Source organism: Acinetobacter sp. YH01010, assembly GCF_013420775.1.
Lineage (GTDB): Bacteria > Pseudomonadota > Gammaproteobacteria > Pseudomonadales > Moraxellaceae > Acinetobacter > Acinetobacter amyesii.
This window is the reverse complement of the sequence record NZ_VOYF01000005.1, coordinates 38,463-52,093: the sequence shown is the minus strand read 5'-3', so window position 1 is coordinate 52,093 and position 13,631 is coordinate 38,463. Positions and strand designations below refer to the sequence as shown.

Below are 13,631 nucleotides of genomic sequence, written 5' to 3'. Positions count from 1 at the left end.
AATGTACGCAGTAATCCAAAGCGGTGGTAAACAACACCGTGTAGTTGAGGGTGAAACCCTTAAAGTAGAATTATTGAAAGCTGAAACTGGCTCAACTGTTACTTTTGATGACGTGTTGATGCTTGTTAACGGTGACAGCATTCAAATTGGTGCACCAGTAGTAGCTGGCGCTAAAGTAACTGCTGAAGTAGTTAGCCATGGTCGTCACGACAAAATCCGCATCATCAAAATGCGTCGTCGTAAACACTATCGTAAACAACAAGGTCACCGTCAATGGTTCACTGAGTTGAAAATTACAGCTATTTCAGGCTAATTACGAGGAGTAAGTAGACATGGCAACTAAAAAAGCCGGTGGTTCGACTAAAAACGGTCGTGACTCGAACCCAAAAATGTTGGGTGTTAAAATCTACGGCGGTCAATCTGTGACTGCTGGTAACATCATCGTTCGTCAACGTGGTACTGAATTCCACGCTGGTGTAAATGTAGGTATGGGCCGTGACCATACTTTATTTGCAACTGCTGACGGCGTTGTGAAATTCGAAGTGAAAGGCCAATTCGGTCGTCGCTACGTATCTGTTGAAGCGTAAGCTCGAATAGAAAAAAGACCCGCATTTTTGCGGGTTTTTTTTCGTCTGAATAAAATGTGAGGTATTTTTTAGATTGTTACAAGTGAGCTACAAATCAATAAATTCACCATAAATAGTGATTTGAATCACAAAAAATAAAGAGCGTAATAGAGGAGTACAAATACAAAAAAAGGATAAGGACATGAATAAAATATTGAATACAGTTTTTATCGGTGCTGACTATCAGAAAAGGAATTGTCCTGATAAAAGCCAACAAATTGCATTTTAAAAGACACTACAACTTGGTGAAACAACTTCAATCGCTATTAAAGCTGTACCAAAATTACTTGCTGTGAGTATTTTACTTTCTCTAGGCTCAATTGCATGGGCTGGTGGGAGTGGCTCGTCATATCCTGAGCATACTTGTAATCGTTGCAATAGTGGTATTCCTGGGCCAGTAGGGCCAATGGGACCTCAAGATCCTGCTGGTGAGACAGGAGCAACAGGTGCACAGGGTGAGACTGGAGCTAAAGGTGACAAAGGCGCTACAGGTGCAACCGGAGCTAAGGGTGACAAAGGTGATACTGGCGCAGTAGGCGCTACAGGTGCAACCGGAGCTAAGGGTGACAAAGGTGATACTGGAGCAACAGGCGCTACAGGTGCTACTGGTAAAGATGGACTCAATGGCCGAGACGGCATCGATGGTAAGGATGGGTTGAACGGTCTGAATGGCAGCAATGGTCTAGATGGTGCAAGTGCTTATCAAGTTGCGGTGAGCAATGGTTATGAAGGCAATGAGGACCAATGGCTAGAAAGTCTACATGGTGTAGTTGGCGCACAAGGGCTAACAGGTGAAAATGGTTTCAGTGCGTATGAACTTGCGATAAAAAATGGATTTGTCGGTACTGAAGTTGAATGGTTGTTGAGCTTAAAAGAAACAGATCCGTACATTAAAATTCAATCAAACGTTGCCAATACAGCACCTAAACCAACTGCGAATGGACAAGATGCGATTGCAGTTGGTGCAGGTAATAAAGCTGATGGTAATCAGTCTATTGCCCTCGGTGTAAACAATACAGTCAGTGGTGATGGATCTGGTGCATTAGGTACCAATAATACAGTCACTGGTAATAATACCTATGTGGTTGGTAACAATATCAACACCTCTGCAAATAATGCTGTTGTACTTGGCAATGGTTCAAGCTCTGACCGCAATAATACGGTTTCCGTTGGCTCGGCTGGTGCAGAGCAGCAAATTATCCATGTGGCAGCTGGTACGGCAGACACCGATGCGGTAAACGTGAAACAAATGCGTCAAGCAGATCTAGAAGTGTTAAATAGTTCAAAAGCATATACAGATCAGCATGGGGCAAATGTACTTAATCAAGCCAATAGTTATACCAATTAACGTGTGAATGAATTGAACCATAATTTCAATAAATTTAAAGATAATGTTTACGGTGCTGTTGCTTCAAGTATTGCAATCGCCTCCTTACCTCAACCCACAGATGCAGGTTACAACATGTTCAGTGCAGGTATGGGGACTTGGGACGGTGAACAAGGCTATGCTCTTGGCTTCAGTGGTGTCACTGAAAACAAAAAATATGTGTATAAAATTGGGGTAACCAGCAACTCTGAAAGTGACTTTGGTGCAGGAGCTGCTATTGGGTGGCAATGGAAATAACTGAAAATTGGAATGTTGAAATTGCTAAATCATGGTTTAATTATTTGAAAGGCATTTGAGTCAAATCAAGTGCCTTTTTACTTTATATTTCTCCATCATGATGAATAAAAAACAGCAATTTGCATTAATAACCATACAAAACTTCTTATTTTCTCTAAATTTAGTCAATGAAAGTGGTTTAAGATGGAGCCATCTAACAAATTGCGTTGATGCAAATATAAAAGGTGAATCTATGAAAATGCTTCGTAAAACCATCTGTGCTATGGCATTAGGTGCAGCGACACTGGCACCGGTTATGAGTACGACAGTATTCGCGGCACCAGTTGCAGCGTCGGAGCAGCAGGCAACTGCCAATTTGGTGAAACAATTATCGGGTATTAAAAGTTTTACTGCTAACTTTCAGCAAACTACAAAAGTGACCAACCCGAAAGCAACTCAAAAGAAAGGTTTAAGTGCTCAGCATATGAACCAGACTTTTACTGGGGTCATGAAAGTTCAGCGTCCGGGTAAATTCTATTGGGAAACAACCAGCCCATCTAAGCAAACCATTGCGACTACAGGTAAAACGGTTTGGATCTATGACCCAGACCTACAACAAGCGGTACGCCAAAGCTTAGATGACCAAGTTGCGAATACGCCTGCATTATTATTGTCAGGTAATACAGCTCAAATCATGAAGTCTTATCGTATTACACAGCCGAATAAGACCAAAACCTATTACACCTTATATCCAAAAAGTGATGATGGCGTGTTTCAAAGCTTAACCATTAGTTTTGGTGCGAAAAATGCGCCGACCTTAATGATTCTCCAAGACTCATTAGGTCAAACAACCTATGTACGTTTCAATAATGTGAAGGTCAATGCGTCTATTCCAGCATCAACTTTTAACTTTGTACCTCCAAAAGGTACGGACATTATTGATCAATAATTCTCATGAACGAAAAAAAGCAGACATCGGTCTGCTTTTTTTATGAAGAAATGTAAAGGACGCAAGCTGAATTTAAGTGAAATTTAGTAGTATGCTGATATTCACAGTTTGCTTAAATGAAGTAACTTGTGGTTTTGATTGTTGCTATAGGGAATTTTGGGATGAAAAAAAATCATATGAATAATATAGCTTGGGCTGTTTCAGCTGTGGTTTTAGTCGGGTCATTAACGGCCTGCCATCCTCGAAATGAACCTGTTGAAGGTGCAACGACGGAACAGAAGCCAGCGGTCGTCGCTGATGCGATTCCACTTATTCAATCTAAATCTGTTGAGATGCGATTACCAAAAGCTCAAGCTTGCGATGCGGAAGGTTGTACCCAATATAGGATTCAAACAGTTGAAACCAATGTTGATTGGATTAATCAATATTTTACTGATCGGATTAAAAAAGCAGACCCGATTGCATTTTCAACTGAGCCGAATCAAAAAATCGATTTATCAGACAATACGGATGCAGGCCTAAGTCAAAGTACCACTTCTGTTCGATATATTAGTCAGTGGGGACATATCGCAACTTTTGCAATCGAAAGCTATACCTACGCAGCGCATGCGGCTCATGGCATGTCGCATGTTGAATATGTCAATTTTGATTTAAAAGCCAAAAAACGTTTGGCTTTACAAGATGTCTTGGTCAAAGGTGCAGACGCGAAAGTGATTAGCGCACTTTTTGATGCCAACTATATGTGGTTGGATAGTCACGATATTGAACGTTCAAAACTACAGTTAAGCGATAATTTTTATTATGGCGCGAACGGGATCGTATTTGCTTATCCATTGTATGAATTGGCGAGCTACGCAGAGGGCATGCCTGAGCTAAAACTTCCATATTTTATGGCTAAAGGGCTATTTAAACCTGAATATTTACCAAGTTTGCCAAATTACGAAACCAAATAAGACAATTTGAAGCAAGATTATTGGTCTAATAAGGGGCACCTGTAAGCTCGGTCACTGTATTTTTAAGTGTTAAGAGCTTACACTATAGCCAGTTTTTTTCTTTACTTAAGATTGGCTATGATCGACCCGAAATTACTCAGAAATAATATTGAGGCTGTAAACTTAGCCTTAGCAAAACGTGGTGTTCAACTTAACGTAGCAGAGTGGGCAGACCTTGAAGCTCGCCGTAAGGAAATTCAGTCTAAAACTGAGTCGTTACAAGCTGAACGTAATGCTGGTGCAAAACAAGTTGGTCAAATTAAAAAAGCTGGCGGTGATGCATCTGAAATCATGGCACGTATGTCTGCTATTGGTGATGAAATTAAAGCCGCAGAAGTTGCACTTTCTGAGCTTCAGGCTGAACTTGAAGCCAAATCTTTATCGATTCCAAATTTACCTCATGAGTCTGTGCCAGAAGGCAAAGACGAAAATGACAATGTTGAAGTTCTAAAGTGGGGTACACCACGTCAGTTTGATTTTGAGATCAAAGACCATACTGACTTGGGTGAAATGATGGGCGGTTTAGAATTTGAAACCGCAACCAAATTGACAGGTACTCGTTTTAGCGTACTCAAAGGCCCATTGGCGCGTTTACAGCGTGCAATTACCCAATTTATGTTAAATACACATACCTTGGAAAATGGCTATACAGAAGCGTATGTACCTTATTTAGTTAATGCAGATTCTTTACGTGGTACAGGCCAATTGCCTAAATTTGAAGAGGATTTATTCAAACTTCAAGGCGAAAAAGAATACTACCTGATCCCGACTGCAGAAGTGCCTGTAACCAACTTCGTGCGTGATGAAATCATTGACCCAGAACGTCTACCTTTAAAATATGCAGCACATACGCCATGTTTCCGTAGCGAAGCGGGTTCGTATGGCCGTGATACACGTGGTTTGATCCGTCAACACCAATTTGACAAAGTAGAAATGGTTCAGATTGTAAAACCTGAAACTTCGATGGATGCTTTGGAAGAATTAACGGGTCATGCCGAAGGTATTCTTCAAGCATTAGGCTTACCATACCGTAAAGTCGTTCTGTGTGGCGGAGACATGGGCTTTGGTGCAATCAAAACTTATGATTTAGAAGTTTGGGTGCCAAGTCAAAATACCTACCGTGAAATTTCATCTTGCTCATGCATGGGTGACTTCCAAGCACGCCGTATGAAAGCGCGTTACCGTGCTGACCAAAAGAAAACTGAGTTTGTACACACGCTGAATGGTTCAGGTTTGGCAGTTGGTCGTACTTTACTTGCCGTGATGGAAAACTATCAACGTGCAGACGGTTCAATTGAAATTCCAGCAGTACTTCGTCCATATATGGGCGGTGCTGAATTTATCGATTAATAGTTGATAAAGTGCATACATTTGTGCACAAAAATTGCTTAAGACAATCAGATTTAAACTATTGAGGTCGTGTGTGGATATCTTTCCAATCTCTTTGAAGTTGCAGCAGCAACCTTGTCTGATTGTTGGTGGTGGTCGAATTGCATATAGAAAGGCTGTGCTGCTTGCAAAAGCGGGCGCTCAGCTGACAGTTTGCTCACCCGAAATTGAAGATGATTTATTGACCTTGGTTAATAAAACCCAAGGTCAATATCTCAACTCGATTTATCACGAATCGGTTTATCAAGAAAATGCCATTGCGCTGCGTCAGTTTCGTTTAGTGATTGCAGCAACCAATGACAAAGCGGTCAATCAGGCGGTTTTTGAAGCCTGCGAAGCTGAAAATGTCTTGGTCAATAGTGTTGATGATCCGCCGCATTGCCGTTTTATGGTTCCTGCGATAATTGACCGTTCTCCGCTGGTCATCTCTGTTGCATCTAATGGCACATCGCCAGTGCTTTCACGCCAAATCCGCACCCAGTTAGAAAGCTCAATTCCGCATGGCATGGGCAAACTGGCTAAGTTTTCAGGTCAATGGCGCGCAGCCGTTAAAGCCAAAATCGTCAATCCAGATGAACGCCGTATTTTTTGGGAAGACTTGTATGCAAGTCCGCTCAAAGAGCAGGTATTTAATGACAATTTGACTGAAGCCAATCGTTTGATTGAACAGGCCTTATTGGAATGGAAACAGCCGAAAGGTGAGGTGTATTTGGTGGGTGCAGGGCCGGGTGATCCTGAACTGCTGACCTTAAAAGCCCTGCGTTTAATGCAGCAAGCGGATGTGGTGATCTATGACCGTTTGGTTTCTCAGCCGATTATGGACCTCTGCCGCCGTGACGCTGAAAAAATCTATGTAGGTAAAGCACGATCCAATCATGCTGTTCCGCAAGAAGGCATTAATGCCTTACTGGTAAAATACGCAAGTGAAGGCAAACGCGTCTGCCGCTTAAAAGGTGGAGATCCGTTCATCTTTGGCCGCGGCGGTGAAGAAATTCAGGAACTCTTTGCGGCAGGCGTTGCCTTCCAAGTCGTTCCAGGGATTACTGCTGCATCTGGTTGTTCGGCTTATGCAGGGATTCCTTTAACGCATCGTGATTATGCGCAAAGTGTACGCTTCCTGACAGGCCATCTGAAAGAAGGTTCGCCTGAGCTGCCTTGGAATGAGTTGGTTTATCAAAATCAAACGCTTGTGCTGTATATGGGCTTGGTCGGTCTAGAAAAAATTTGTGAGAAACTCATCGCGCATGGGCAGCGTTCAGACATGCCTGTCGCATTGGTTTCTAAAGGGACGACACCTGAACAAAAAGTCGTGGTCGGGACATTGGCAGATATTGCATCTAAAGTCAGTGAATACCAAATTCAGGCGCCTACATTGACGATTATTGGTGATGTGGTGAGTCTGCGTGAACAACTTCAATGGCATGAGCGAGGATAAGCAACGCAACGCGTTGCCCGAGCGCAAGGCGAAGGCTATGCCTGAGCAAAGAGGATAAGCAAGCTGCTCAATTGTCCAAATGCAAGGCGAAGGCTATGCCTGAGCAAAGAGGATAAGCAAGCTGCTCAATTGTCCAAATGCAAGGCGAAGGCTATGCCTGAGCAAAGAGGATATGTAAGCTGGCTATTGTCCATATGTAAGGCGAAAGCGAAGCAAAGAGGATAAGCAAGTTATTGTATTGTCCAATTGCAAGGCGAAAGCTAAGTACAAAGGATATGAGTAAGTGGATTGTCCTCGTGTAAAGCGAAAGCTAAGCAATGTAGATAAGCAAGCGCTTGTTGTACCATCTAAACTTATGCTACAGCTATAGAAACTATAGCCTGAGCTTTAAGCCATTATTTAACTAAAGAGTAGAGAAAAAAACTGTGATCCATGTTGTTTTATACGAGCCAGAAATTCCTGCAAATACAGGGAATATCATTCGTTTATGTGCCAATACTGGAGCGCAGTTGCATTTGGTCAAGCCATTAGGTTTTGAGCTGGATGATAAAAAACTTCGCCGCGCCGGTTTGGATTATCATGAATGGGCGCACATGAAAGTGTGGGAAAACTTTGAAGAATGTCTTGCGGGCTTAAAAGCGCAAGGTATTGAGATGGATGCCATTTATCCATTAACCACCAAAGGTTTTGAAACACCGCATACCTCCAATTTAAACCGTCCTGTGGCGCTGTTGATGGGGCCAGAAACACGTGGTTTGCCGGAAGATGTCCGTATGATGTTCCCGAAAGAACATTGGATTCGCCTACCTATGGCACCAAATTCACGCAGTTTAAACTTGTCTAATGCTACTGCTGTGATTTTATATGAAGCTTGGCGTCAGCAAGACTTTAAAGAATTGGTCTAAGTGTGATCTGTTCAAAAAGCCGCTCTATCGAGCGGCTTTTTTATTGGGAGTGAACACAGTGAACCATTTACAGCAATGAAGTTTTGTAAAATAAGGGCTTAAAAACTTCAGCATCAATATAAAAATGTGTATAAGAACACTGTGAAGAAATAAAACGGGTACTTAAAACTTGAAATCTATAAATTTAAAAGCTTTTGGTGTCGTGTTTGCGACCGGATTCATTTCATCAATGAGTTGGGCTAATCCAACCGTATCAACCACAACGGAACAGATACCAGTCACCGTTACTGCAACTACAGAAAATGTTCCAGTTGTACCGAAGGCTGAGGTGATTAAGCCTTTTACTAAGGCTGAAATCCAGCAGGGCATGCTGGAAATGCAGCAAAGACAAAATCAGCGTATTGAGGAATGGGGGAAAACACTAAAAGCCGACGATTTTGAACGTTCATGGTATGGTGGTCGTCAATTGAAAAAAGCAAAGCGTCAGGAAGTATGTGGGCTATATCAAGACTTAGTCAATGAAACATACAGCTTGGCTCAAAAAAATAAAGCGCGTCTTAGCCCTGCCGATCAGCAGTTAGTAGCAGATCGAAATCAATTTATTCAAAGTTTAGGTTATGAAAAAAATATTGTAGATACCAAGATGGGTTTTAATTGCCGCCTAAAATAAGTGGTTTGCTGAAACCCTTTTGATTCATCTCAATAATTAATGTCCTTGATGTCGAAACAACAAGGACATGGAAAAGCTCAAGGACTTTTAAAAGCTCAAATTACCTCGTGAATTAATCAATTAAATTAAAGTCACTCAGTTCTGTTTGTAGATGTTTTGGATTGTTTGCAAACAGTAGTTGACCACTGGTGTATAACCAACCGAGTTGACCTTGCTGCTGGAGACGTTTCAGCAAGACGTCGTTAAATGTCGACGTTGCAAAGACAGTTTCACTAAAGACTTTAAACTCACCGACATTAGTGTTTTCACTGTCTTTCATAAACAGCATGCCGTTTTTGGTGGTTGAACTCATATCTAAAGCACGGCTGACTAAGCGGTAACCGTCTTTAGCTTGCTCATCGATCATCTCCTGTAATTTTATGCTGCGCTCTACACTATTGCTGCCGGTTGGGTAAGTTTTATAGCGATAGCTGTAAGTGCCATGGTGTGCGCTGCTATTTATACAGGTTGCAACTTTAGGACTATTTTGTTTGCCGTTCAGAACTTCAGGTCGTAAACCTGTGAAATAGCTTTTGAACTGAATAATACGGCAGCCTTGGGCACCCAGTGTATTGAGCATAGTTTCCAATTGCACTGGGTCTACGAGCGGGGAAACATAGCCGCTGTCGTAGGTATATGTCGCGGTATCGTTTTCCTTTTTAATGAAATAATCTTTGAAATTCAGGGCATTGGTCGGTCTGACGCTATGCAAGTATTGATAACCTGATTTGCCTTTTTCATTTAACTGATTACGCCATGTAAAATATATGTCAGCGGTAGAGGGTGCTGTACGGTCTGCAACAATATGATTGAAACGCGTATTTTCATTGGCAAGTTTCATGTAGTTATTAACATTACCATTGTCCAGGGTTTTAGTATCATAGCCAATTAACTTATAACCGCTTTGTCCCATTGTATTGAGCTGAGCCAAGAAGTTTACTGTGTCGGTGGTATTAATAAAATTCTCAGACTTAAAATCTGCAGTTGTGATTTTGGTTTTCGGTTTTAAATTGGTGAAGAATTCATTGGAATTTTTTGTATAGCAGCGGCTGTCCTTGAGTGGGTCGGTAATTAGACCTCGTTGCATGATGATATAGCTTGGATTTGAAATCGTCGCGTTAATTACACAGAAAGAATGATTATTTAAAAAAGTTAAAACGCGGTTGCTCGTCGCGCCACCTCTGACTGGTTGAAACTTAATCGAATGATATTCAAAGTTATTTAGTGTTGCAGCCGGCTGTATTTCACTTATAACCATGTCATGAAGTAATTGATAGCGTTTGGAAACAAATTCACCGCTGCAAGTTTTACTTGAACTATTGTGTACCGCATATTTTAGTTCTTCGTTCACTGCACTGACTGAGTTTTCACTGGTTTTATGAATTGAAATTTGTGGTAAATCGCAATTATTGTTACCGAGGGCAGAATTCCCTTGAATCCATTCTCCTGTGAATTTATCCGCTACAGTTGTTGGCGTTGGCGTTGGCGTTGGCGTTGGCGTTGGCGTTGGCGTTGGCGTTGGCGTTGGCGTTGGTGTAGGTGTAGGTGTAGGTGTAGGTGTAGGTGTAGGTGTCGCGCCATCATCATTGGAGCTTGATCCACCACAGCCCACCAATGTCGTAAATACAGCAGCGATAATGCTGATTTTGTGATTATTATTCATGACTAGTGCTCAATAGAGTAAAGTTGTTATGTACGGCTGATGCGGTTGTATAAACATTTAAAATCAAGATTTATTGAACAAGGTGTGATTCAATCCAGCCATTGCCATGTTCTGTAGTGACTTCTATCAAACCTGTTTTAGTCATGTTTCCCGCAAAAATAATATCTGCATTTTTTGACAGTTTATTAATGACTTGGCTCGATTTATCGGCAGTTTGATAAAGCGGTAGATTATTAATTTTAGGTCTAAGTTGCTGTCCCATACTGAAACCATTTGCAGCATAATTTGAATTAGTCGTGGCCTGACTGCCTGTCCATTCTTTTGCGGTATTCGATACTTCTTTGGATGTTTCATTAAATTGATTCAGTGTATTTCTTAAATCACGCATGGTATCGGCAAAACCTGCATATACTGATATTGAAGCTAAAGACAGACTGCTAACGATGACTAAATGACGAATTTTCATGAACTTTCTCCTTTACTTTGTTATGTCATTCCGCGTGATATCTGACGGATTCATAACATTCGCGGTGTTTAAATAATTATAAAATGCGAAAATTTAGCATTTTTAAAATAGATCATTTATACTTCACTTGTAAAGAGGGTGGAGTGGTGAAAATGAATGTAGAAAGCCAGAGTGAACATCTAAAGCAAAGTAAAAATTGGTATCAGTCCTTACCGACGGAATGGCAAAATTGGTTGAATGAAAATATTGAAAATGGTTGCGATGTACAGAAAATAAGTCTAATTTTACAATCACATGGATTAAGCCCAAGGGCGGATCAATACTTATTTTCTGATGCAGACCAACTTTCAGAACAGCTGCAAAATGAACTTTTGGAATACAGTCTTGAGGGCTTAGAGACAGATGAAATTTTAGAAAAAATTAAGCAAAAAAATATTTCAAATCATTTGATCATTCAGTTTCTAAAGCGTGTAAACAATAACGTAATTTTTAAAAAACTGAAGCAACTACAGCAACAGCAGAATAAACAGCGTTGGCTATTACAGGTGATGGGTCAATTGAATCAATTGAACGACCATATTCCATCCACAATCGATTGCATAGAAACACCTGATTTTGAAACATTTATAGAGCGGTATTATAGCCAGATGCGACCAGTCATTTTAAAAGGTGGGATACAACATTGGCCTGCATTGCATAAATGGAGTCCTGATTATTTTGCACAGCATTTTGAAAATGAGTTGGTTGAAGTCCAGATGCATCGTGAGCAGCATCAAGATTTTGAAAAAAAATCGGTACAATTGAAACGTATTATTTTGATGCAAGATTTTGTCGCACAAATTAAAGCCACTAAGCACAGCAATGACATTTATTTAACTGCGAATAACGCCGCTCAAAATAAGCAGTTCATGCAAAAGATTAGTGAAGATCTAGGTGACTTCGCCAAAGCTTATTGTCAAAAAGAGATCAAAGATCGACATTTTTTATGGTTTGGCCCTGCAGGCACATTTACACCACTGCATTATGACTTAACCAATAATATGTTGGCACAAATCTATGGACGTAAAAAAGTGACTTTGATTCCTGCATGGCAAATGCCGTATATGTATAACGATCATTGGGTATTCAGTCAGGTTTCAGACGTCGCAAAGGCTGATCTAGTAGCCTATCCACTGTTAGAAAATGTGACACCGTTCGAGTGCATTTTGCAATCAGGGGAAACCTTATTTATCCCAATTGGTTGGTGGCATAGTGTTGAAAGTTTAGATATCTCGATCAGTGTTTCTTTTACGCATTTTAATGTAAATAATCATTTTTTTACTGAATATCCTCAAGATCTCATCAGATAAAAATTGTGAAGTAGATTAAACAATGCGAAAATTTCACTTATGCAGTCTAATTTTCATGGCAATTCAATGAGCAAACTTCTCACTAATGAGGCAGATCAAAATTTACAGCAAGTATTGGTGCTGATGAATGAGCTGAGCCAATGGCTGATTCGCTCAGGTGTGGGATATACCGAGTTTACTGCTGCATTGAAACCGGTTTTTTTCCAACAAGCTGTACAAGAGTTAGAGCGTATCGATCAAAAACCGACGATTTCCGCGATCAGTTTACTTTCTGGCCTGCACCGTAAAGACGTGACTGCTTATAAAGAAGTGATTTCTGAGGGTAAGGATCTGACTGAAGCAACTGTTTCGGAGCCAATTAGTGTGCCATCACGTGTGATTGGTTTGTGGCTTGCAGAAGGCTGGGGGGATTCATTGCCCTTTAGTAGTGAGTCGGAAAATAGTTTTGAAATGTTAGTGAAACGTATCTCCACCGAGCGCCATCCACGTTCGGTACTCAATGAGCTTGTTCGTTTGGAAATTGCCACTGAAAAAGATGGACAGGTGTATTTACAACAACGTCGTTTTATTCCAGATCCTTCGCAGTTAGAAGCACGTAAAATTTTAACACGAAATGTTCAAGCGCATTTAGAAGCGGGTTTGCATAATTTATTGAATCCTGATGAAATACCTTACTTAGAACAAGCCATTTGTGCTGACGAATTAACAGAAGAATCGATTAATAAATTACATGAAATGAGCTTAGAGCTTTGGCAGAAATACTCACTACAACTTTTAAAACTTGCCGCGGAGCGTTGCGCAATGGATGACGGGAATCCTGAAGCAAATCGTGCATTTCGCTTTGGAGTTTATCAACATGATGCGAAAATTAAATTTTAAAATACTGACACTTTGCAGCCTGATGTCCATATTGTCAGGCTGTGAAATTGATTTTTTTTCGAGCGGTGGGGTAACGATCGAAGGCACAGGTGATCCAATCATTGATATCGGTCATGCAGGGGATGGCCGCGGAACAATTATCTTGGGGACACGATATTTAGAGTTTTCAGCTTCCGTGCAGGATTCTTGTTATGGCGTGGAACGTAAATTAGCCTTCCTCAATCCATTTGATCGTCAGTCGATTGACACAAAAACGTATGTAGAAATACCTGCTGCCCAAGCGGATCTTAATTCGCAAAATGTTCAATTGATCTTAAAAAATACCAATAGCGTACCAGTCACCATTCATTTGCAATGTGATATGCCATTAACCATGCAATTATTCGAGCAGGTTAGACCATATTTTCCAAAACAAGTATGTGATACACCTATAGATATCAAACTCTATCCACAACAACAGCATATATTTGAAGCAGCTGTAAATTTAGAGACTGTTGAAGATGGTATATGGTCACACGGTGATGGAGCATCGGTTGAATTAAAAGGCAATACACCAGACAAGTGTGAAGAAATTTCAATTCAATTTCAGCAATCTAGAAAATTCATACAACCTTAATTGGTATATTTAAAACAAAAAAGGCGCTTAAAGCGCCTTTTTTATGAGAT

The 13,631-nt window shown here is 40.8% G+C and carries 15 protein-coding genes; 13 read left to right on the top strand and 2 right to left on the bottom strand.

Annotated elements, in window-relative coordinates:
* Position 1 precedes the first annotated feature (1 nt).
* The 10 genes from rplU (at position 2) to FTT77_RS05980 (ending at position 8,569) form a co-directional block, all read left to right on the top strand.
* Positions 2–313, top strand: a complete 312-nt coding sequence (gene rplU / locus FTT77_RS06030; protein ID WP_078191390.1) for a 50S ribosomal protein L21 — start codon at positions 2–4, stop codon at positions 311–313.
* A 19-nt stretch (positions 314–332) separates the two neighbouring features.
* A complete protein-coding gene (rpmA, locus tag FTT77_RS06025; RefSeq protein ID WP_067764378.1) occupies positions 333–587 on the top strand; it encodes a 50S ribosomal protein L27 in 255 nt (84 codons plus the stop codon).
* A gap of 331 nt (positions 588–918) precedes the next feature.
* Positions 919–1,974, top strand: coding sequence for a hypothetical protein (locus FTT77_RS17250; protein ID WP_373686703.1), 1,056 nt, complete (start codon positions 919–921; stop codon positions 1,972–1,974).
* 12 nt (positions 1,975–1,986) lie between these two features.
* The gene (locus FTT77_RS06010; protein ID WP_180025786.1) at positions 1,987–2,250 is read left to right on the top strand and encodes a YadA-like family protein; all 264 of its coding nucleotides are present in this window, start codon (positions 1,987–1,989) and stop codon (positions 2,248–2,250) included.
* Between the two features lie 232 nt (positions 2,251–2,482).
* Positions 2,483–3,178: an outer membrane lipoprotein chaperone LolA gene (gene lolA / locus FTT77_RS06005; RefSeq protein ID WP_180109067.1), complete on the top strand. Its 696-nt coding sequence runs from the start codon at positions 2,483–2,485 to the stop codon at positions 3,176–3,178.
* A gap of 161 nt (positions 3,179–3,339) precedes the next feature.
* Positions 3,340–4,131 carry an RsiV family protein gene (locus FTT77_RS06000; protein ID WP_180109066.1) on the top strand — a complete coding sequence of 264 codons (792 nt, stop codon included), beginning with the start codon at positions 3,340–3,342 and terminating at the stop codon, positions 4,129–4,131.
* Positions 4,132–4,248: 117 nt separating this feature from the next.
* Positions 4,249–5,520 carry a serine--tRNA ligase gene (gene serS / locus FTT77_RS05995; RefSeq protein ID WP_180007573.1) on the top strand — a complete coding sequence of 424 codons (1,272 nt, stop codon included), beginning with the start codon at positions 4,249–4,251 and terminating at the stop codon, positions 5,518–5,520.
* A gap of 73 nt (positions 5,521–5,593) precedes the next feature.
* Complete coding sequence (gene cysG, locus FTT77_RS05990; RefSeq protein ID WP_180109065.1) at positions 5,594–6,994, top strand: siroheme synthase CysG; 1,401 nt, start codon at positions 5,594–5,596, stop codon at positions 6,992–6,994.
* A 425-nt stretch (positions 6,995–7,419) separates the two neighbouring features.
* Entirely contained in the window at positions 7,420–7,899 is a 480-nt protein-coding gene (locus FTT77_RS05985; protein ID WP_111885295.1) for a tRNA (cytidine(34)-2'-O)-methyltransferase, read from the top strand.
* 229 nt (positions 7,900–8,128) lie between these two features.
* Positions 8,129–8,569, top strand: a complete 441-nt coding sequence (locus tag FTT77_RS05980) for a hypothetical protein (protein ID WP_257234557.1) — start codon at positions 8,129–8,131, stop codon at positions 8,567–8,569.
* A gap of 112 nt (positions 8,570–8,681) precedes the next feature.
* On the opposite strand, the gene FTT77_RS05975 is transcribed toward FTT77_RS05980, so the two are convergent.
* Positions 8,682–10,271: a PT dipeptide repeat lipoprotein gene (locus tag FTT77_RS05975; protein ID WP_180109064.1), complete on the bottom strand. Its 1,590-nt coding sequence runs from the start codon at positions 10,269–10,271 to the stop codon at positions 8,682–8,684.
* Between the two features lie 70 nt (positions 10,272–10,341).
* A complete protein-coding gene (locus tag FTT77_RS05970; protein ID WP_180074202.1) occupies positions 10,342–10,737 on the bottom strand; it encodes a hypothetical protein in 396 nt (131 codons plus the stop codon).
* 152 nt (positions 10,738–10,889) lie between these two features.
* Between FTT77_RS05970 and FTT77_RS05965 the strand changes: the two genes are divergently transcribed.
* The 3 genes from FTT77_RS05965 (at position 10,890) to FTT77_RS05955 (ending at position 13,581) form a co-directional block, all read left to right on the top strand.
* A complete protein-coding gene (locus tag FTT77_RS05965) occupies positions 10,890–12,086 on the top strand; it encodes a cupin-like domain-containing protein (protein ID WP_180109063.1) in 1,197 nt (398 codons plus the stop codon).
* Between the two features lie 66 nt (positions 12,087–12,152).
* Positions 12,153–12,965 (top strand): DUF6502 family protein, encoded by an 813-nt coding sequence (locus FTT77_RS05960; protein ID WP_180007579.1) that lies wholly within the window; start codon positions 12,153–12,155, stop codon positions 12,963–12,965.
* Positions 12,943–13,581 carry a hypothetical protein gene (locus FTT77_RS05955; RefSeq protein ID WP_180025802.1) on the top strand — a complete coding sequence of 213 codons (639 nt, stop codon included), beginning with the start codon at positions 12,943–12,945 and terminating at the stop codon, positions 13,579–13,581. The genes FTT77_RS05960 and FTT77_RS05955 overlap by 23 nt, the downstream gene beginning before the upstream one ends.
* Positions 13,582–13,631: the final 50 nt, after the last annotated feature.

Coding starts and splice junctions, on each gene's coding strand:
- serS (WP_180007573.1), top strand. CDS start 4,249: ATGATCGACCCGAAATTACTCAGAAATAATATTGAGGCTGTAAACTTA.
- FTT77_RS06000 (WP_180109066.1), top strand. CDS start 3,340: ATGAAAAAAAATCATATGAATAATATAGCTTGGGCTGTTTCAGCTGTG.
- rplU (WP_078191390.1), top strand. CDS start 2: ATGTACGCAGTAATCCAAAGCGGTGGTAAACAACACCGTGTAGTTGAG.
- FTT77_RS05960 (WP_180007579.1), top strand. CDS start 12,153: ATGAGCAAACTTCTCACTAATGAGGCAGATCAAAATTTACAGCAAGTA.
- FTT77_RS05975 (WP_180109064.1), bottom strand. CDS start 10,271: ATGAATAATAATCACAAAATCAGCATTATCGCTGCTGTATTTACGACA.
- FTT77_RS05970 (WP_180074202.1), bottom strand. CDS start 10,737: ATGAAAATTCGTCATTTAGTCATCGTTAGCAGTCTGTCTTTAGCTTCA.
- FTT77_RS05980 (WP_257234557.1), top strand. CDS start 8,129: ATGAGTTGGGCTAATCCAACCGTATCAACCACAACGGAACAGATACCA.
- FTT77_RS05955 (WP_180025802.1), top strand. CDS start 12,943: ATGATGCGAAAATTAAATTTTAAAATACTGACACTTTGCAGCCTGATG.
- lolA (WP_180109067.1), top strand. CDS start 2,483: ATGAAAATGCTTCGTAAAACCATCTGTGCTATGGCATTAGGTGCAGCG.
- FTT77_RS05965 (WP_180109063.1), top strand. CDS start 10,890: ATGAATGTAGAAAGCCAGAGTGAACATCTAAAGCAAAGTAAAAATTGG.
- rpmA (WP_067764378.1), top strand. CDS start 333: ATGGCAACTAAAAAAGCCGGTGGTTCGACTAAAAACGGTCGTGACTCG.